The organism is Methanosaeta sp. UBA356 (assembly GCF_002496465.1).
Lineage (GTDB): Archaea > Halobacteriota > Methanosarcinia > Methanotrichales > Methanotrichaceae > Methanothrix > Methanothrix soehngenii.
Genome location: NZ_DAKC01000113.1, coordinates 1 through 17,833, shown reverse-complemented (window position 1 = coordinate 17,833; position 17,833 = coordinate 1). Strand labels below are relative to the sequence as shown.

Genomic DNA, 17,833 nt, shown 5'->3' with positions numbered 1-17,833 from the left:
TCGAGACTACAATGCTTCCAGGAACATACTAATCGCAGGGATGGAGCAGCCCGTAGCGCCCATAGAACCAAAACCGCTACATCACATATCCGTGATGCAAGTTTTGGCGATGACGTGGGAAGCCGCGCCCTTCAGGACGCGGTAGTTCACTCCTTGGAATCCAGGATTCGAGCTGCTCGATGGGATAAAGATAGTCATAGCGGTTCAGGCGGAAGTCATCCTCCCTTTTCTCCCTCTCACCCAATCTTCATAAGACCAACCGCTGCAGCCGATGAGAATGGTCATAAACCATAACTTATCTTTCCACCAGCTATTTAAGTGCAGTTTTCCAGGATTTGCATGGTCGATGAAGATGAGGTATCTAGCAAATATCCAGGCTTTGGGCAGGGATGCCAATCCATTCTTCCGGTTGATGGGAATAGAGCTGGGCTCTTATGGAGAGGGAGAGGCAGTGCTGTTCATGCCCGTCCGGCCGGATATGCTGAATGGAGTGGGATGGCTACAGGGAGGCCTTTACTCTGCCTTATGCGATGAGGCCATGGCCCTGGCCCTCTTCACAGTCTTGGAAGAGGAGGAGGATATAGCCACCATATCCGAGAGCACCAGCTTCCTGCAGGGGATTAAAAAAGGCTGCATCTCCGCCCAGGCGAAGGTGGTTAAGAAGGGAAGAAGGGTGGCCTTCGTTGAGGGCAGGGTGACGAGCAGAGATGACGGCACACCGCTCTCTTTAACCCAGGCCTCATTTGCCATCATCCCCCGGAGAAGTTCAAGAGGGCGATAAATGAAATTCTAAAGCTTTGCCTGACTGAAACCGGTCAGGCCGGAATCGCCCAGCTGCAGCCTTCTCACAATCTCGCCCGCAGCGCGGGCATCGGGGGCTGTGGCCAGAATCCTCACCCTGCTCAAGGCCGTCCTCTTTCCGCAGGGGCAGGTTCTGGTCTTGGCATCATCCGGAGAGTACAGATGCCGTCCACAGCTGCAGCGAAACACAATGAACATCAAAACAAAAATGAATTCTACTCAGATGGGAGCAGTACGGCATTGATGATGCCATCCTGGCCGGGCCGGTTGGTTATCCTGGCATCCCCGATCTCCGTCTTGATGACAGCGCCTTTGGTGAGAATGTTCCTTCTCATGTAGTGCAGATTTGCCCGATTCTCTTTTGCCGTCTCGATCTTGACCATCTTGCTCATACCGGTTACGGGATCGGCGACTGCAACCATATTGCCCCGCAGCATCCTAACCTTCTCCCTTCCGCCCCGGACCTGGACCTTCTTGATCCTCACCTCGCCGATAGTGGTATCGCTCTGCTCTCTTCCAATCTCGAACTTCCTCTTGCCCCGGGCCAAAATCAACTTTCCGCCCGTGAGCTTCCTTCCTATCTTGCCTTGCCAACGCATAATTTAATTCCTCAGATCGCAAATGATCTTCAGGGCACTGAATTTAAAGGTTGTGGTGAATCCGGCTCGGCAGTGCATGAGGGGCAATCCAGCCTCTGCTGCATTCTATCTGAGCCTCTTTACCATATAAGGCGGGCATAGATCGTACCCCCGCCGGCGATAGTAGCCCCTCGCCCCTATGCCGCTGGTGACCTCTATCAGGGGATACCCCGCCTCCTGGGCCAGCCTCTCCGCCGCCTCCATCAGCCGGGCTCCATAGCCCCGATGCTGCCATCCGTCCTTCCTCTTGCCGATGGGAACCATGGGGCCGTAGACATGCAGCTCTCGCACCCGGGCGGAGGTGCTCAGGCGCAGGCGCAAAAATCCCACCAGGACATCATCCTCGCTCTCAAAGGAGAGGAAGTGCTCTCTCGCTCCGGAGGCGATATAGGATTCGTGCACCAGCCTGGGTTCGGCCTGGACCACCCGTCTCAATCCCGCCTCCCGACAGCGGATGCAGCGGCAGCTGCTGCCCCGATCCTCCAGCCTCTTTTTGGCCAGCTGACGAAGATTGGACTTCTTCACCCCAGCCACGATCAGAGGGGATGGTATATCCCTCTGCACCCGCTGCAGGCGAACATATCGGGGTAGGGTCTCCTTGATTCGTGAGACTAGCTCTGCCGCATCATCATCCCCCAGGGGAGTATACTCACCCCGCAGGTACTGACGGTATAGCTCCGTACCCTCGATGACCAGCGTGGGATAGATCTTCAGGTAGTCAGGACGAAAGCGGCTATCGGAGAAGAGCTCCCTGAATACCGCTAAATCCAGATCCGGGCTGGAGCCGGGAAGGCCGGGCATCATGTGGAATCCCACCTTCAGCCCTGCCTCTCGCAGGTTGGCGCTGGCCTGGGCAGCATCCTCGACCTTATGCCCCCGTTTCATCCTCACCAGCAGGTCCTCATCCAGGCTCTGCACCCCCAGCTCCACCTTGGTCGCCCCCAGCCGCAGCATCTCTTCTATATCCCGGGGGCGGCACCAGTCCGGCCTGGTCTCAAAGGTGGTACCGATGTTTCTGACCAGAGCGGACTCATTCGCCCTGGCCACCGACTCGAAGGGCTGCCAGCCAGAGCTCTCCCGTCCGTCGGGAAAGTCGTTCATGGCCTGAAGACAGCGCTTGACAAACCAGTTCTGATATCCCAGGGGACGGGAGGTGATCGTCCCCCCCATGATGATCAGCTCCGACTTGTCCAGAGGGTGGCCGATCTCATCCAGCTGGGCTAGCCTTGCCGTTACCTGGTCATAAGGATCAAAACCGTGCTGCTCGGCTCGAAGTGCCGCCGGCTCCTTACCGGTGTAGCTTTGGGGCGAGAGGTTTAAGATTCCCCCCGGGCAGGGGACGCAGGTCCCATGAGGGCAGCGAGCAGGAGAGGTCATGGCAGCGATGACCGCCACCCCAGAGAGGGTTCGAGTCGGCTTTCTGATTAGCATCTTCAAAGCCTCTCGTTCCCCAGCCCTTGCCTGGCCCAGGATATCGGCATTGCTGGGCAAGGAGGCCAGGCCCAGTTGAGCTGAGAGCCTCTTCTTGGCCGCTTCAAGAGCTGCCTCATCCCCTATCTCTCCCATGAGGATCGCCTCTGCAATGCTGCGCAGCCCGGCAGCTAGTCTATCCAACTGACCTCCCCAACACGCCTCGTGCGCTCCGGCCGGGCCGGGCTCTCCTCGGGCCAGCCCAGGGAGACTATGGCCACAGGCAGGACATCATCCTCCAGATGGAGGGCTTCGCGGACCATGTCGTCGTCAAATGCCCCATTCCAGCAGGCCCCCAGGCCGGCATCATGAGCGGCCAGGAGAAGGCACATCGTTGCTGCATCTGCATCCTGGATGGCATATAGGCCGCCCCGGCTGCCATAGCGAACGCTGGATGCCTTCACATCAGCGCAGACCGCGATGAGAAGAGGAGCCTCTTCGATATGCTCCTGGCCGTAGGCGGCAGCGGCCAGAAGCCGCCTCATATCCTCATTGCTCACCAGGACATATCTTCTGGCGGAGAGGTTACCCGCAGAAGGTGCAGTCTGGGCGGCATCGATCAGGGATTTGGCCAGATCTTTGGGGATGGGACGGGACTGATACCTTCGGATCGACCTTCTGCTTTTCAGGGCATCCATGAGATTCATCGATTATGAAAGGCAGACCACGATTATAATAATCTTCTCCAATCACGATATGAGTGGATATGATCCAGAAATTCATAAAAGCTCGCATAGAAATAGGGGCTCGGCCTTTCCCAGCTGCCTTAAAGCCAGGCCATCTTCATCGAGAATGATGTAAGTGTCTGGAGTCTTGATGCGAGAGCCTTTTCCTGGAACCCGGGTGAAGCTTCCCGCATTCACCGCCAATGGACCCCCCATCCTCTGGAAGATCCCTGCCCGGTGGGTATCCCCATAGATGAAGCAGTCGATCTCACCCAGATTCCTGTCGCGAATAAATCTCTCTATGGCCTCATACTGCGCCTCCACCGAGGCGATATGGCGATCATGAAAGACCCCGGTGGTGATCCTCTGCAAAAGGCTGGATGCCTTCCAGACCCTCTCCTCAAAGGAGACCATCTCGCCGATGTATGAGGAGCGGTAGATGCTCTCATAAGCATAGGCCATCATCATCTCCAGGTCCGCGGGGAGGAGCTCCTCTCCGTAAAGCCGGCGAATCCTCTCCACCATCTGCATGGTGAAGATATGAATGCCGGCAAGGTGGTGGCCGTGAGTGAAAAGCACCGTCCGGTGGCAGCAGCGGATGCGGTAGGTGGGGTAGAGCATATCGATGTTCAGGCCGTTTATGGTCTGGCGCCAGCGCAAAGAGGGCGAGTATACGGGAAAAAGGTCGCCACGCGCAGTCCTCTCCATGAAGTCCGATTCCTGCTTTTGCACCACCAAATGATGATCGTGATTTCCCACCACATAGTGGATCTTAAGATCCTCCTCGCCCAACCTCTTTAAAAGGGGAACCGACTCTCGCAGGGCATTCTCAGGCCGCACCCTCCAGAAATCGAATATATCTCCCAATAAGATGACCTGGTCGCATCCTCCCCCATAAACCGATATCTCCTTCATCAACCGATCGACCTTAGAAGGATCGCTGAGTGTGGATGAATCAAGGCCAAAGTGCGTATCCGAGATGATCACTGCTGACATAATCTCCCCTTCCCCCATTCACAAAAATGGTATCACAGTAGTTATTTATAAATATTGTGAGCCGGGAGGGACTGTTTTTAACAATTGACAAGCCAATGGAATTGGTTATAAATTGAAAGGGGCTATCAGATCGGGCGAAAGATGAAATATGTTGCTGGAGAGGAGACCAAGAAATGATTGACATCGCTATTCCCAAGGGCAGCCTGCAAAACCAGACCCTGCAGCTCTTCGAGCAGGCGGGGCTGGAGGTTAAGAGAACTGAGCGGGAGTACAACGCCCGCGTAGATGATCCGCGCATAGGCAAGGTGAAGATCCTCCGCCCGCAGGAGATACCAGGATATGTGGCCAAGGGCTACTTCGACCTGGGGATCTCGGGCACAGATTGGATCATGGAGTCCGGAGCCATTGTGACCAGGGTAGCCGATCTGAACTATGGCAAGCAGGGGCCAGGAGCGGTGAAGCTGGTGGTGGCCGTGCCGGAGAGCCTACAGATAAGCTCAGCCCGAATGATAAAGCCGGGCAGCAGGGTGGCCACAGAATATCCCAATCTGACCAGGGCCTACTTCTCAAACCTCGGAATTCCAGTGGATATCCAGTTCTCCTTTGGCGCCACCGAGGCCAAGGTTCCCGAGCTGACCGACGTTGTGGTGGACCTCACCGAGACCGGCTCTACCCTTAAGAAGAACGGCCTGAAGATCATCGATGTCATGCTGGAGTCGACTTCAGAGCTGCTAGCAAATAAGAAGAGCTTTGCCGATAAGGAGAAACACGATGACATCTCCGCAGTCCAGACGCTCCTCCTGGCAGTTATGAGGGCGCGAGGAAAGACCCTCTTGAAGATGAATGTGCCAGAAGCCGCCTTGGATGCCGTCATCTCCATGCTTCCCAGCATGAAAAGGCCCACCCTCTCCAAGCTTTACAGCACCGATTACTATGCCATAGAGACGGTGGTGGACCGATCCCAGGTCAACCTGCTCATTCCCCTGCTGAAAAAGTCGGGTGCGGAGGATATTCTGGAGCTGGCCATATCCAAGATCGTTCCCTGAGTCCAACCAGATAAATAAAAAGCAAGCGGGCGCAGAGGGATTCGAACCCCCGATCTACAGCTTAGGAGGCTGCCGCCTTATCCTGACTAGGCCACGCGCCCTTCTTTTGGACTCTCCTGGTTTAACCAACAGATATATCAACCTTTCCGGATCGGCGGCTCGGATTTCGCTCAACAATTCCATTTTAGCGGATGAGAACGCCGCTCAATACTACTACGAACAGACCGAGGAAGAACCATCCAAGGATTCCCTCTGCCATGGCCAGGTGGCGGTAGAAGCCCACAGGATATGTGTTGACCGGCGCCTGGGAGGTGGTGAACATGGCGATGGAAAAGTAAAGGGCATCGGTGAAAGATACCCTTGCTGTGGGTCTCAGGCGGTGGTCTCCAGGAAGCTCCATCCCAACGATCTCGAACTTGTTCATCCCCTTTCCCGCCCAGAAGATCACCCCGAAGAACAGAATGGTAAAGAGGCACCAAAAGGCGGTATAGCTCACCCGAACACCATAGCCGCAGGAGAGCCAGGATATCAGATCAGAGATCTTTCCCCAGCCCCAGGGTGCCTGGTCCTGCCCGATTCTGCGGTACTGATAGTAGCAGTCGTCGGCATCGTCAAACCACTCCAGGCTCTTGTAGTTCTTGACCAGGGCCAGATAAGCGGCACCATTGTAAACCAGCCGATCCTTTATCACCGCCCAGCGAACCTCCAGCTTGGTGAAATCGGCGTTGTTGAGGTTGATCTTTGAGTCTTCCTGAAGGCTCACGTTGTCCAGACGCATATTATAGAGCCTGGAATCCTCCATATTCAGGTCACCATCAAACCGGGCATTGACGAAATAAGCCAGGTCGGTGAACTTGCCCCCCCCGAAGTAGGCTGTTTTGTTGAAATAGACATTGGTGAAATCTGCCAGCCCCCCGAAGCTGGAGAGGCCAAAGGTGCTCCCCAAGAGGAATCCGGCCTCGCGGAAGACCACACTGCCTGCAAATCTGGTGGCGGCAAAGGCCGCATTGCCATGAAACTTGGCATTCAGAAATGATGTGTGGCCGCCGAATTGGGTCTCCAGAAAGCTCACATTGACAAACCTGGCATCTGCAAAAGAGGCCAGCCGCTGGAACTGAGCGAAATCGAAGTCCACATCCCGGGCAAAGCTGCTGTTGAGGAAGATGCCATCTCCAGCAAACTGGCTGTTCCTAAAGCTGGCGTCTTCAGAGAATTGAGCGCTCAGAAATGAGGCCTGCCCGCCGAAATAGGTGTTGCGAAGATCTGCCTGACCCTCGAAGGTGACCCCTGCAAATCCGGCCCCCCCTGCAAATCGGCAACCAAAGAAGTCCACGTTATCCCGAAAGATGCACCCCTGCAGGTCAATTGGCTCATCAAAGCTCGCCGCAGCAAACCTTACCGGCCCCAAGAAGATGCTGTTGGTAATCCTCACGGGCTGCGACAATGATCCCTGCAGCTCTGCCAGCTCTAGTGAGCCGGATATAGTGACATTATCATACCTCACAGGCTCTCCAGATATCAATTGAGAGATGATATCCCCTGATGCTACGACCTCCTTTGTTAGCTTTATATGGTGATCTTCATCTGGCTCTGCGGCGGTTGCAGAGCAAATGAACAGCATCAAAAGGACCAAAGCCCATCGGGATATTTCGACCACTGCGCAATAGTTGAGCCGTCAGGGATTTATGACTTTGTATTGGAGGAATATCATGCAAGACACAATGGCAGAGAAGGCCCTTGCCCGCCAGGGCTATCACCTTGTGGGTTCTGGCGCGGTCAAGCCCTGCCTCTGGTTGAATCGCTCCATGCGGGGTGGCGATCAGTGCTATAAAAACCACTTTTACGGCATAGCCAGTCACCGCTGTGTGCAGATGACGCCAACGCTTGAGTGCAATCACCTCTGCCTGCACTGCTGGAGGCCGATAGATGATCCAATACCGGGAAAGGAACCCATGGAGCCGGCTGAGCTTCTGGAAGGGATACTGCGGGGCCAGCAGAGGTTTATATCCGGCTACGGGGGATCTTCAACCACCGATCCAGTGCGCCTGGAGGAGGCTCGCGAGCCCAAGCATATGGCCATATCCCTGATGGGAGAGCCCACCCTCTACCCCTACCTGAAAGAGTTCATCGATCTGGTCTCAAGGCGGGGCATGACATCATTTCTGGTCAGCAATGCCACCCATCCCGAGGTTTTGGCGGAGCTAAGACCAACCCAGCTCTACCTCAGCCTCAATGCCCCAGATGAAGAGAGGTATCGCCGGATATGCAATCCCTCAAAGGACCTCTGGCCGAGGATCCTGGAGTCCCTCGAGCTCTTGAAGGAGCACCGATGCCGCAGCGTTATCCGCATGACCCTGGTTCGAGGCCAAAACATGGAAGGGCTCGATGATTATGCCCGGCTGATCGGAGATGCTGAGCCGGATTTCGTCGAGCTGAAGGCCTATATGCACCTTGGCCGCTCCCGCACCCGGCTGGAGAGGACGGCCATGCCCCAGCACTCAGAGATCCTGGCCCTGGCGGATTCCTTGGCCGGGCTCTTGGGCTACCATCCCGAGGCGGATGTGCCCCTGAGCAGAGTGGCTCTTCTCTCCCGCGGAAGGATCTCCAGGTTCATAGAGATGAGGGACCATAAGTAGGCAGGTGATTTTCCCGCGCTGGTGATCGATAGTGGTTCGTCAGATTTTTCACTGTGGACTTGCCAATAACCTGCCTGGCAGCTCTGGCTCTTCCCTTCAGTGGGATAACTATTTTTGCAAGTAGTTTCAATTATGGACCCGAGGTTTAAATCGAATATAGGGTGCATGATCATGGGTCGGCATGGGTGAGTTAATGGATCGCGAAATTAAGATCATACTGGTAGAGGATAATGCCGAGGACATCGCATTTACCAGGCGGGTCTTGAAGCACAATGAGCTAAATGGAAACCTTATCGTCGCCACCAATGGCAAGGAGGCACTAGAAGCCCTGCAGAGCATGAACGGAAGCGATCTGCCCGAGCTCATCCTGCTGGACATAAACCTGCCCGACATCAGCGGCATCGACCTTCTCACCCTTATCAAGAAGGAGCAGAGGCTCAAAGATATACCTGTAGTCATTCTCACCGGCTCGAACGAGGATCAGGATATACAGAAATGCTATGACCTGGGGGCGAGCAGCTATCTGGTCAAGCCCATATCCAATGGTGCCCTGATGCTCGTCATAGAGAAGCTATTCGATCTGTGACGCAAGAGCTCTGACCACTAGAAGGTTTGCTTTATCATCCCGTCGCGAGTCCACCGGCGTTTCCATTATCATCGGCAGCTCTCGCAGAGAGGGGTGGCAGACGATTGACCGGAAGCCTTCCAGGCCGATCTGTCCCAGGCCTATGTGCTCATGTCGGTCCAGGTGCGAACCAAGGGTGCCCTGGCAGTCGTTCAGATGTACCAGCTTGAGCCGATTTGAGCCTATGCAGCAATCGAACTCCTCCAAAGTCCTCTCCAGGGCGCGGGGGGTGCGAAGATCGTATCCAGCAGCAAAAAGGTGGCAAGTGTCCAGGCACACCCCAAGGCTGCGGGACTGGCCGGGAAGGGACTCGATGATGGAGGCAATATCCTTAAAGGTGCTTCCCATGCTATTTTTTGTCCCGGCGCCGTTCTCCAGGAGCACCATCACATCGCCCCCGGAATCAGCGATGGCCTTCTTCAAGGCCTCAGCTATCCTCTCCCTGCCATCTTTCTTTTCTGCGCCCAGATTGCTTCCCAGGTGGGTCACCAGATATGGTATGCCCAGAAGTCGGCAGCGCACCAGCTCATCGGTCAGAGCCTGCACCGACCTCGAGTAGACCTCATCTCGAGGGGAGGCGAGGTTAGGAAGGTAGGGCATATGAGATACGACTGGATGCAGATCATACTCTTTGAGCCGGGAGGAGAAGAGATCTATGGATTGTTGAGCAATGGGCTTGGACCTCCAGCTACGAGGATTGGTGGTGAAGATCTGAAAGGCATCGCAGCCCTTCTCCCGCGCTCTGTCCGACGCCTTTTCCAGGCCGCCGGCAATGGAGACATGCATACCCAGTCGAAGCATAAACCTAGCAGGGATAGAGCAACTGATCAACCTTGCCCAAGGGAAAAATTGATTATAGAAATGTGTAAAAGATAAAAATTGGAACGCAACGCCGATGATGATCGAGCTGTTCTGAGTGGTGATGAGCCCTATGAGTCCTGAGGCGTGCGATTATCTGATCGAGGAACTCAAGCTTCCGAGATCCAGTTCATGCGAGCTTGCGCGCCTCGGCCCAGCGGCTGATGTTGTCAATAAGGTTGAACTCCAGGATCTTCTTCGTATCATAAAGCATATCCGACACTTCGTTGATGGAGAATGACTTCTTCTGGCCGTTCCTGTCGATCACCTCGATCTTATCATCCGGGAGGGCCCGTCCCAACTCTCGCATCATGAGTGCCAGGTCAGAGCATCCTTTTTTAAGATACCTTATGGAGTAATCCGATGTGGCTTGCCTGTCGCTGAGGTTTCTATTGACCTCTTTTATGGACCAGCAAATGGTGAGAATATCACTGTACATCTCGGCACCTCCCAGTCAGTTCATATCATAGATATTTAAACGCTGTGGAAAGGATCAGGGAAAAATGTGGGGCTGGTGAGATTCGAACTCACGATCGACGGGTATCTCCGATACTGAAGTTCTTACAGCGATTTCACCGCCGTAACAACCCATTTCAGTGCTCCAACGGATCATCAACGACCTCCCCGTCGAGAGATCTCAGCAGACCCGTTGCTCATCATCAAATATACCGCTGGAGCCCATCGCCCTACCTGGCTAGGCCACAGCCCCGGTTTTAAAGCGGGCCGAGAGGGATTTGAACCCCCGACCTAAAGGTTAAGAGCCTTTCGCTCTGCCTGACTAAGCTACCGGCCCGGACCCCATAATGATGATGCTAGATATATACGTTTCGGATGAAGCAGCGACATGAGGGGCTCTGTGCCAGATCTGCATAATGCTTTTTTCAAGAAAAATCTGCTAAAAGCTTCTGGCAGGGCCATATAAAACGCCAGAAAAATGAGCGGGCAAAAAATCAATGCCCAAAATTCACTCAATAGGTATTGATGTATCTGTCGATCTCCCAGGGATGGACGAATTTATTATACTCCTCCCATTCCAGCATGCCCAATCGCATGACGTTCTCATAGACATGCTCGCCCAGGGCCTCGCGTATCACTTTATCCCCCTCCAGGTGGTCAAGAGCCTCCTTCAGGTTGGAGGGCAGTGTCTGGATTCCCAGGGATTTTCGTTCTGCTGCTGTGAGATGGTACACATTCAAATCCACGGGATCGCCGGGATCAATGCCTCTTTTTATTCCGTCAAGGCCTGCTGCCAGGATGACGGCGAATGTCAGATAGGGATTGCAGCTGGTATCAGGGGATCGGAACTCCAGGCGGGTGGATAGGCCCCGGCCTGAGGGGATGCGAATAAGCGAGGAGCGGTTCGGCCCGGACCAGGTTATATAGACGGGAGCCTCGAACCCGGATACCAGCCGCTTATAGGAGTTGATCAGGGGATTGGCGATGGCGGTAATAGCGCTGGCATGCTCTATCAGGCCGCCCACGAAGAACCTGGCCAGATCGCTGATGTTCAATGGAGTCTCGGGATCATAAAAAGCATTCTCCAGGCCCCGGAATAGGGAGATGTTGACATGCATTCCGCTGCCTGCTGCGCCGTAAACCGGCTTGGGCATGAATGTCGCCCTCAAGCCCTGGCGCATGGCAATGGTCTTGGTGACGTACTTGAATGTGACCACCTTATCGGCATTCTTGATCGCATCGTCATAGACGAAGTCTATCTCATGCTGGCCCCGGGCAACCTCGTGATGAGAGGCCTCGATGGTGAAGCCCATCTTGATCAGAGCCCTGGTTATCTCCCGGCGCACATCCTCTGCCAGGTCCACCGGGCCGAGGTCGAAGTAGCCCCCAAAGTCGTGTGGAGTGGTAGCAGAGCCGCCATTTCCCTTTTCAAATAGGAAAAACTCCAGCTCCGGGCCGACGTTCATCTTGAATCCCATCTCCTTCGCCCGCTCCAGCTGACGGTACAGCACCCGGCGAGGAGCACCCTCGAAAGGCAGTCCATTGGGAAGATGGACATCGCAGATCAATCGAGCCTCATTGACATCGTCCTTGGTGCTCCAGGGCAAGAGGCTGAACGTGGAGAGATCGGGCCGGAGAACCATATCCGACTCCTGAATTCTGGCGAAGCCCTCGATGGATGACCCATCAAAGGAGATGCCGCTCTTCAAAGCCTTTCCCATCTGGGTGGCGGGAATGGCGACATTCTTCACTATTCCCGATATGTCTGTGAACTGCAACCGGAGGAACTCAACGTTCTTCTCCTGAATGATCTTAAGCATCTGCTCTTGGGAATACATTCGGTTATCATCTCCTGCGCGAGGCGCAAGTCATCCTGCAACCTGCAGAATCTTGTGGTGATGGGGCCAGAGCCGTACCTGGGCATCAATGAAGATACAGGACTACTGCCTCTGCCTCAACCTGGTGTTTTAAATAGCTAACTGATGGGAAACGAGGCCATTTAGCATCGCTCCGCCACCATAATTCCCAGAGGCAAATATGCTTATTTAGGGTTAAAATCCTAAAATGAATCTGATGTCCGGCAATAGAGTTCTGGTAGTGGATGCGGGAGGCAGAGGAAATGCCATAGCCCATGCCTTTGCCCGGAGTGGGTCGGTGGAGAGGGTCTATGTGGCCCCAGGCAATGCGGGCAGCGAGATGATGGATAAGTGTCGCCTGGCGGCGATCGAGGGTAAAGTGCCCAGGAGCATCAGCGAGCTGCTCGCTTTTGTGAAAAAAGAGAGAATCGATCTCACCTTCGTGGGTCCAGAAGGCTATCTATCCGAGGGAATCGTCGATATATTTCAGGAGGACGGCCAGAGGATCCTGGGGCCGAAGAGAGAGGCAGCAGTGCTCGAGAACAGCAAATGCCAGACCAAGGATCTCCTCAAAAAGCTCCGTGTTCCGGTCCCACCCTGCCAGAACTTCAGCGATCCCCAGGAGGCAAAAGAGTACGTTCAGCAGCGCTGCTCCGAGGAGCCGGGAAGAGGATTGGTGGTCAAGGCGGACGGCCTGGCGGCAGGAAAGGGATCCATCGTCTGCGCTACCCCGGAGGAGGCCGCCTCCGCCATCGAGCGCATCATGGTGAGCCCCAGGCTCTTTGGCGGGGCAGGAGATCGGATAGAGATCGAAGATCGGCTGGAGGGCAGAGAGCTGATGTTCTTCGCCCTGAGCGACGGCCACACCGTCCAGGCGATGCAATCAGCACTGGACTACAAGCAGGCCTTCTCTCCGGATGAGAGTGTGGCCATCCGCCTCTTCAACAAGCTGGCAGGTAATCCCAACCAGGACAACAACCCAAACACCGGTGGCATGGGAGGATTCTCCCCTCACCCCTGGCTGGACGAGGAGCTGACGGAGAGGATAATGAAAAAGATCGCTCTCCCCACGGTGCGCGGCTTCAAAGAGAGCTCCGGCCAGGAGTACAGGGGAGTGATCTACTTCGGCCTGATGATCTCTGAGGACAGGGAGCCAGCAGTCCTCGAGATTAATGTGAGGCTGGGAGACCCTGAGGCAGAGGTGATACTTCCCAGGCTCCAGACGGACTTCTACCAGCTTTCCATGGCGGTGGTGGATGGAAGGCTGGATGAGCTTCCTTTGCAATGGTCAGACGACTTCTGCCTGGGCATATGCGCCATATCCGGCCGGGCGATCAAGCCCCTCTCATCCACCGGTCCGGAGCGGCCCGGTTATCCGGGCGAGCACTACACCAATATGCCTATCAACGGCCTGGATCGAGTGGACCCGGAGGTCATAATCTATCACAATGGCACCGCCTGGGGAACAGACTCTGCGGGCAACAGGAGGCTGTACACCACCGGCGGCCGGGTCTTCACCCTGGTAGCCCGGGGAAAGAGCCTGGCCGAGGCCAGGGCAAAAGCATATGAGAACATCAAACGGGTCCGGTTCAACGGAATGCGCTACCGAAAGGATATCGGCCTGAGATATATCTGAATGGATCGAGGAGCAAGATCGAGAATGATCATATTTGGCCTGGAAGGAACTGCCTGGAACCTCAGCGCCGCACTGGTGGATGAGTCGGGGGCGATTTATGAGAAGAGCGCTACTTACACCCCGGCCAGAGGAGGAATCCATCCCAGGGAGGCCTCACAGCACCATGCCGAGCACATGAGGGCAGTGGTGGGAGATGTCCTCGCCCAGGCTCGGCAGAGAGGACTGAAGCTGGAGGGGGTGGCCTTCTCCCAGGGACCGGGCCTGGGGCCTTGCCTGCGCACAGTAGCCACTGCCGCCCGGGCCCTCTCATTGCGTTTTGATATTCCTCTGGTGGGGGTTAACCACTGCGTCGCCCATATCGAGGTAGGCAAATGGCAGTCGGGTGCCCGCGATCCCGCGGTGATCTACGTGAGCGGCGCCAACTCCCAGGTCCTGGCCCTGCGCCAGGGAAGATACAGGATATTCGGCGAAACCCTGGATATCAGCGTGGGAAATGCCATCGACAAGTTCGCCCGCTCTGTGGGCCTTGCCCATCCCGGCGGCCCGAAGGTGGAGGAGCTGGCTCGGAAAGCCAAAAAATACATTCCCCTCCCCTATACTGTGAAGGGCATGGACCTCTCCTTCTCCGGCCTGTCCACCGCCGCAACCGAGGCAGCAGGAAAGCATGATCTGGAAGACGTCTGCTATAGCCTGCAGGAGACTGCCTTCGCCATGCTGGTGGAGGTGACGGAGAGGGCCATGGCCCATGCCGAGAAGAGGGAGGCCATGCTGGTGGGAGGAGTGGGAGCGAACGCCCGCCTGGGGGAGATGATGAGAATCATGTGCCACGAGAGGGGAGCGGAGTTCTTCTTACCGCCCCGCTCGTTCATGGGGGATAACGGCAGCATGATCGCCTACACCGGCCTCTTGATGCTCAAGAGCGGCATCTCTACCCCTCTGGACCAATCCCATGTTCGGCCCGGGTACAGGACGGACGAGGTTCTTGTCTCCTGGGCCTGATCATCGGTCCTCTTTCCCCGGTTCCGGCCCCTCTGCCTGCGATCTTGAGCGCCAGTTCTCTTCTTTTGGAGGCTCCATGTCAAGCAGGACGAAGTATCTGCCCTCATGCGGAGGGCGGTCGATCTCCAGATCACCCCGGCCAGTTGTGCCCTCGATGCAGGACGATATGGTGAGATTGATCCTGCCCAGAATGGCGGAATCATTGCCTGCAGAGAGGGAGTTCATGTCAGCCAGGTCGGCCTCAAGGAGGGTGGAGTTGTTCGAGCCGGGAAGAGAACTGACATTGATGGCCGCATAAAGTCTCCGGTCGAAGATCAGGCTCCCCCGGTGGACCTCGTCTCCCACATTCTCCCGGATGTCATCCCTGATCTCCTTCAGGCTCTTGTTGGAGGCCACTAGCTCGCGGATCTGCTCGGGCTGCACGGGCAGCAGAACCTCCACCTTCAATCGGATTGGATGGGACTCATTTCCTCTAATGGCAAACCCGTGGCCGCTAAACAGCAGATCAACCGGGAGACCCATAGGGATATCTGGATTCCGATAGAGCTCCTCGCCCCCTCTTCTCTCCGGGCTCATCTGATCATTGCCGCCATCTAATCCTTCCATCTGATCGGCCTGAACCGCATCCACAAGGCCAACAGATATCAGGCCTGCCAGCAGCACCGCCAGAGCCGGATAGAGAATTCCTCTGCTAACTTCATTCATCGAGATTCGCCTGCCAAATACCTACTGCAACTCAATCAATTTAAAACATCTCCAAAGGGAGGAAAAAGGGATGGACGGCAGACTGCAACTCTGCCGTGCACCATTTCGGGGCGAATGTTATGTACGCTCAGGCCACAAGATGGCGGTACTGGATCGAGACCCAGTTGATGATTCCCTCTTTAGCCTGCATATCTTTGGCCTCATCTACCAGCTCATTTATGGTCATATTGTTCTGGGCCTCCACCTTCGTCTTCCACTGATCCCGGATCTCATTGAGGGTCATGTTCTCAAGCTCATTGGTCTTCTGATCATATAGATCCAGGATCTGATTGAGACTCATCTCTCCCAGCTCCTCACTAGTGACGTCATCCATGAGCGATATAGGGGTAAAGCCGCATCCCAAGACGCCAAACCCGCAAGATCCGGCAGGCGAAGCACCCCGGAAATCCATCCACTCCCCGCCCCTGGCATTCATCCGTCCGCAAAAGGGCATCTTCTCTTCTAAAGAGCTGTTAAGAGCGCTCTTTTCCAGCTCCTTTATCTCCCCCAGGGTCATGTTTCCCAGCTCCTCTGAGGTGACATTGAGTGGAGCGGAGATCATCATCCCACGTGCATGCATTCCCATTCCCCGATCCATGGGCATGGACAATGCCCCAGATATGAGCAGACAGGATGCCGCCAGGGCAATCAGAGCCATCCTCCAATTAAGTTCGTTCAACTTCATCTACTACACTACCTCTTAAATTTTCATTACACTGGGAAGGGAGTCATTTTCTCCTTCCGTCAAACACCATCTCATGCTGAACGATAGAAAAAATAAGAGCAGAACGAACCATCGGAAAAGGAGATAAAATATGCCTGTGGACCTTAGAGAGAAGTGATAAAGAATTAGGAACGTTCCCTTTGGGACAAAAACCACTCAGATAGTTCTATTATGTTTGTTCTTCCCCATTCTTTCTTAGTTACCAGCTTCCTTCTCTCTAGAGAGATCAAAATGCCGGTTAGAGACGATTTGGGGGTTTTTGTCTCATATCTGATCTCAGCCTGAGTCATTCTGCCCCCATGCTCGACCAGGGTTGATATGACCGCCTGCTCTCTGTGGGTAAGGGTCTGAATGACCGCCTCCATCTCCCGGCTCAGCTGGATTCTCTGCTTGCCCTCCCACCCTGCCCCCGGCTCATTCGCAGCCGTTTCGGAGGGCTGGTCTGGGTCAACATCAGGCTGCGTGCCGGACCGGCGAGACTCCTCAATATCAGCAGCATGCTCATAGGTAGCGCTCTCATCGCCAGAAGGTGGACTGGATATGGTGCTGCTACCATTCGCGAAGGCGCTGGAAAGAGTGGTGGACGGGCCAGATATGGGAGGCGGGCTCTCATCAACGGATTGTCCTGGACTGGTTGAGCATTCGTCCCCGCTCACGGCATATGTTGAAGAAAGAGCGGGGGACATGGTTGGGTCTGCATTCGCCTGCGAGCCATTTCCCAGAGGGGAGGGGTAACGGGGCGATTGGAGCCTGCGCCTCCTGATGATCACCCCCAGAACGGATCCTATGGCCAGAATGAATGCCCCAGCCAGGAGCAAGATGAGACTGATACCAGAGCCGGGATAGCCGGGAGGAAGGCCTGGGGGGATGGCCGGAAGAGAGAAGGGTGCTGATCCCGCAGCCAAGGTTTGATGATACTGAATGGATATCGAGGGATCCTGCACCTCATAGCCCTGCACATCCGCCACAAGGGAATCATTGAAGGCGGAGAGATGATACTGGAGGCCTAAAGAGGCATTGATCTGGCCCAGGCGCATATCACCGGGCAGATAAAAGGTGATCCTGTAGTCCTCAAATAATCCTTTTGCATCCAAGTTTAGAGTCCAGACCTGGCTTGTCTTTGCGGTCAGGCCGTCGGTGAGGGCATAAAGCCGATGAGTATCGTTCTCATACTGGTACTCCGAGGTAGCGAGAAAATCCAGGCCGGAGATATTATCCGCATAGCCGGTAACCAGGGCCTTTCCCGCTGGGTCCAGATAGACATTGAGAATGAGGCTATCCTGGGTGGATGCCTCCTCCATTCCAAGAGAGAGGGAGAGGAGAAGAAATAATGTGGATATGCCGAGCAGGAAAATGCTGACCAGGACAGCGAATTGCCAGCGGTGAGTACGTCTCCTGTCGATCCAACTTATCATAGCGTATACCATCTTTAGCCTGGATCTATTTAAAATCACTTTTTTCCTGGCCGATCCGGCAGGCTACAGGCATCCTCCAGCCCTCTCCAAAGCTTTTATCGATCACCTTAAGTCCGAGAGCGGCCTGAACCCTCTTGAATTCAGCGTTCTTGACCAGGGATATGACCCTGTCCACCATCGTTTCGTTCAATCCGGCTCGAAGCAGATCCGCCCGGGATTGGTGCTCATCGATATAACGCTTGAGGATTTCATCCAGCAGGGGATAAGG

18 protein-coding genes, 3 tRNA genes and 1 pseudogene are annotated in these 17,833 nt (G+C 55.2%); 6 read left to right on the top strand and 16 right to left on the bottom strand.

Annotated features, from left to right (window positions below; genetic code table 11):
- Nucleotides 1-352 precede the first annotated feature (352 nt).
- Nucleotides 353-781, top strand: coding sequence for a PaaI family thioesterase (locus BP727_RS10945; protein ID WP_286878303.1), 429 nt, complete (start codon nt 353-355; stop codon nt 779-781).
- 8 nt (nt 782-789) lie between these two features.
- On the opposite strand, the gene BP727_RS10940 is transcribed toward BP727_RS10945, so the two are convergent.
- The 5 genes from BP727_RS10940 to BP727_RS10920 form a co-directional block, all read right to left on the bottom strand.
- Nucleotides 790-999: a DUF1922 domain-containing protein gene (locus BP727_RS10940; RefSeq protein WP_048132172.1), complete on the bottom strand. Its 210-nt coding sequence runs from the start codon at nt 997-999 to the stop codon at nt 790-792.
- A 17-nt stretch (nt 1,000-1,016) separates the two neighbouring features.
- Nucleotides 1,017-1,400, bottom strand: coding sequence for a 30S ribosomal protein S8e (locus BP727_RS10935; RefSeq protein ID WP_013719513.1), 384 nt, complete (start codon nt 1,398-1,400; stop codon nt 1,017-1,019).
- A 105-nt stretch (nt 1,401-1,505) separates the two neighbouring features.
- On the bottom strand, nt 1,506-3,053 hold the full coding sequence (locus BP727_RS10930) for a tRNA uridine(34) 5-carboxymethylaminomethyl modification radical SAM/GNAT enzyme Elp3 (protein WP_013719512.1): 1,548 nt from the start codon (nt 3,051-3,053) through the stop codon (nt 1,506-1,508).
- Nucleotides 3,041-3,556 carry a nitroreductase family protein gene (locus BP727_RS10925; protein ID WP_276619732.1) on the bottom strand — a complete coding sequence of 172 codons (516 nt, stop codon included), beginning with the start codon at nt 3,554-3,556 and terminating at the stop codon, nt 3,041-3,043. The genes BP727_RS10930 and BP727_RS10925 overlap by 13 nt, the downstream gene beginning before the upstream one ends.
- Before the next feature lie 72 nt (nt 3,557-3,628).
- Nucleotides 3,629-4,570, bottom strand: coding sequence for a metallophosphoesterase (locus tag BP727_RS10920; protein ID WP_276837157.1), 942 nt, complete (start codon nt 4,568-4,570; stop codon nt 3,629-3,631).
- 173 nt (nt 4,571-4,743) lie between these two features.
- Between BP727_RS10920 and hisG the strand changes: the two genes are divergently transcribed.
- Nucleotides 4,744-5,616 (top strand): ATP phosphoribosyltransferase, encoded by an 873-nt coding sequence (gene hisG / locus BP727_RS10915; RefSeq protein ID WP_276987688.1) that lies wholly within the window; start codon nt 4,744-4,746, stop codon nt 5,614-5,616.
- A gap of 26 nt (nt 5,617-5,642) precedes the next feature.
- Here the strand turns inward: hisG and BP727_RS10910 are convergent.
- Nucleotides 5,643-5,717: transfer RNA gene (locus tag BP727_RS10910), tRNA-Arg, on the bottom strand.
- 83 nt (nt 5,718-5,800) lie between these two features.
- Nucleotides 5,801-7,273 carry a pentapeptide repeat-containing protein gene (locus tag BP727_RS10905; protein ID WP_286858803.1) on the bottom strand — a complete coding sequence of 491 codons (1,473 nt, stop codon included), beginning with the start codon at nt 7,271-7,273 and terminating at the stop codon, nt 5,801-5,803.
- 52 nt (nt 7,274-7,325) lie between these two features.
- On the opposite strand from BP727_RS10905, the gene twy1 reads away from it, so the two are divergent.
- A complete protein-coding gene (twy1, locus tag BP727_RS10900; protein WP_286858801.1) occupies nt 7,326-8,252 on the top strand; it encodes a 4-demethylwyosine synthase TYW1 in 927 nt (308 codons plus the stop codon).
- A gap of 193 nt (nt 8,253-8,445) precedes the next feature.
- Complete coding sequence (locus tag BP727_RS10895; RefSeq protein WP_286858799.1) at nt 8,446-8,838, top strand: response regulator; 393 nt, start codon at nt 8,446-8,448, stop codon at nt 8,836-8,838.
- Here the strand turns inward: BP727_RS10895 and BP727_RS10890 are convergent.
- The 5 genes from BP727_RS10890 to glnA form a co-directional block, all read right to left on the bottom strand.
- Nucleotides 8,824-9,678 (bottom strand): deoxyribonuclease IV, encoded by an 855-nt coding sequence (locus BP727_RS10890; RefSeq protein ID WP_286858797.1) that lies wholly within the window; start codon nt 9,676-9,678, stop codon nt 8,824-8,826. The two genes, BP727_RS10895 and BP727_RS10890, sit on opposite strands and share 15 nt — an antisense overlap.
- A 187-nt stretch (nt 9,679-9,865) precedes the next feature.
- On the bottom strand, nt 9,866-10,174 hold the full coding sequence (locus BP727_RS10885; protein ID WP_013719504.1) for a hypothetical protein: 309 nt from the start codon (nt 10,172-10,174) through the stop codon (nt 9,866-9,868).
- Nucleotides 10,175-10,241: 67 nt separating this feature from the next.
- Nucleotides 10,242-10,444 (bottom strand) — tRNA-Trp (locus BP727_RS10880).
- A 10-nt stretch (nt 10,445-10,454) separates the two neighbouring features.
- A tRNA-Lys gene (locus BP727_RS10875) sits at nt 10,455-10,528 on the bottom strand.
- A gap of 175 nt (nt 10,529-10,703) precedes the next feature.
- The gene (glnA, locus tag BP727_RS10870) at nt 10,704-12,029 is read right to left on the bottom strand and encodes a type I glutamate--ammonia ligase (protein WP_013719503.1); all 1,326 of its coding nucleotides are present in this window, start codon (nt 12,027-12,029) and stop codon (nt 10,704-10,706) included.
- A 235-nt stretch (nt 12,030-12,264) separates the two neighbouring features.
- Here glnA and purD point away from each other — a divergent pair, with 235 nt between their 5' ends.
- Complete coding sequence (purD, locus tag BP727_RS10865) at nt 12,265-13,683, top strand: phosphoribosylamine--glycine ligase (RefSeq protein ID WP_286858794.1); 1,419 nt, start codon at nt 12,265-12,267, stop codon at nt 13,681-13,683.
- A gap of 24 nt (nt 13,684-13,707) precedes the next feature.
- Nucleotides 13,708-14,682 carry a bifunctional N(6)-L-threonylcarbamoyladenine synthase/serine/threonine protein kinase gene (locus tag BP727_RS10860; RefSeq protein WP_273466766.1) on the top strand — a complete coding sequence of 325 codons (975 nt, stop codon included), beginning with the start codon at nt 13,708-13,710 and terminating at the stop codon, nt 14,680-14,682.
- Here the strand turns inward: BP727_RS10860 and BP727_RS10855 are convergent, their stop codons facing one another.
- From BP727_RS10855 to BP727_RS10840, 4 genes and pseudogenes are all read right to left on the bottom strand, one after another.
- On the bottom strand, nt 14,683-15,387 hold the full coding sequence (locus BP727_RS10855) for a hypothetical protein (RefSeq protein ID WP_273278186.1): 705 nt from the start codon (nt 15,385-15,387) through the stop codon (nt 14,683-14,685).
- Between the two features lie 127 nt (nt 15,388-15,514).
- Nucleotides 15,515-16,111 carry a hypothetical protein gene (locus BP727_RS10850; protein ID WP_273278185.1) on the bottom strand — a complete coding sequence of 199 codons (597 nt, stop codon included), beginning with the start codon at nt 16,109-16,111 and terminating at the stop codon, nt 15,515-15,517.
- A gap of 164 nt (nt 16,112-16,275) precedes the next feature.
- Complete coding sequence (locus tag BP727_RS10845; protein ID WP_273278184.1) at nt 16,276-17,565, bottom strand: helix-turn-helix transcriptional regulator; 1,290 nt, start codon at nt 17,563-17,565, stop codon at nt 16,276-16,278.
- 25 nt (nt 17,566-17,590) lie between these two features.
- Nucleotides 17,591-17,833, bottom strand: a pseudogene (locus BP727_RS10840) (NAD+ synthase); the annotation flags it as partial.

Excerpts from the sequence above, each read along its gene's own strand:
- BP727_RS10945 (WP_286878303.1), top strand. The coding sequence starts at position 353 with ATGAGGTATCTAGCAAATATCCAGGCTTTGGGCAGGGATGCCAATCCA.
- BP727_RS10940 (WP_048132172.1), bottom strand. The coding sequence starts at position 999 with ATGTTCATTGTGTTTCGCTGCAGCTGTGGACGGCATCTGTACTCTCCG.
- BP727_RS10935 (WP_013719513.1), bottom strand. The coding sequence starts at position 1,400 with ATGCGTTGGCAAGGCAAGATAGGAAGGAAGCTCACGGGCGGAAAGTTG.
- BP727_RS10925 (WP_276619732.1), bottom strand. The coding sequence starts at position 3,556 with ATGAATCTCATGGATGCCCTGAAAAGCAGAAGGTCGATCCGAAGGTAT.
- BP727_RS10920 (WP_276837157.1), bottom strand. The coding sequence starts at position 4,570 with ATGTCAGCAGTGATCATCTCGGATACGCACTTTGGCCTTGATTCATCC.
- hisG (WP_276987688.1), top strand. The coding sequence starts at position 4,744 with ATGATTGACATCGCTATTCCCAAGGGCAGCCTGCAAAACCAGACCCTG.
- twy1 (WP_286858801.1), top strand. The coding sequence starts at position 7,326 with ATGCAAGACACAATGGCAGAGAAGGCCCTTGCCCGCCAGGGCTATCAC.
- BP727_RS10895 (WP_286858799.1), top strand. The coding sequence starts at position 8,446 with ATGGATCGCGAAATTAAGATCATACTGGTAGAGGATAATGCCGAGGAC.
- BP727_RS10890 (WP_286858797.1), bottom strand. The coding sequence starts at position 9,678 with ATGCTTCGACTGGGTATGCATGTCTCCATTGCCGGCGGCCTGGAAAAG.
- BP727_RS10885 (WP_013719504.1), bottom strand. The coding sequence starts at position 10,174 with ATGTACAGTGATATTCTCACCATTTGCTGGTCCATAAAAGAGGTCAAT.
- glnA (WP_013719503.1), bottom strand. The coding sequence starts at position 12,029 with ATGTATTCCCAAGAGCAGATGCTTAAGATCATTCAGGAGAAGAACGTT.
- purD (WP_286858794.1), top strand. The coding sequence starts at position 12,265 with ATGTCCGGCAATAGAGTTCTGGTAGTGGATGCGGGAGGCAGAGGAAAT.
- BP727_RS10860 (WP_273466766.1), top strand. The coding sequence starts at position 13,708 with ATGATCATATTTGGCCTGGAAGGAACTGCCTGGAACCTCAGCGCCGCA.
- BP727_RS10855 (WP_273278186.1), bottom strand. The coding sequence starts at position 15,387 with ATGAATGAAGTTAGCAGAGGAATTCTCTATCCGGCTCTGGCGGTGCTG.
- BP727_RS10850 (WP_273278185.1), bottom strand. The coding sequence starts at position 16,111 with ATGAAGTTGAACGAACTTAATTGGAGGATGGCTCTGATTGCCCTGGCG.
- BP727_RS10845 (WP_273278184.1), bottom strand. The coding sequence starts at position 17,565 with ATGATAAGTTGGATCGACAGGAGACGTACTCACCGCTGGCAATTCGCT.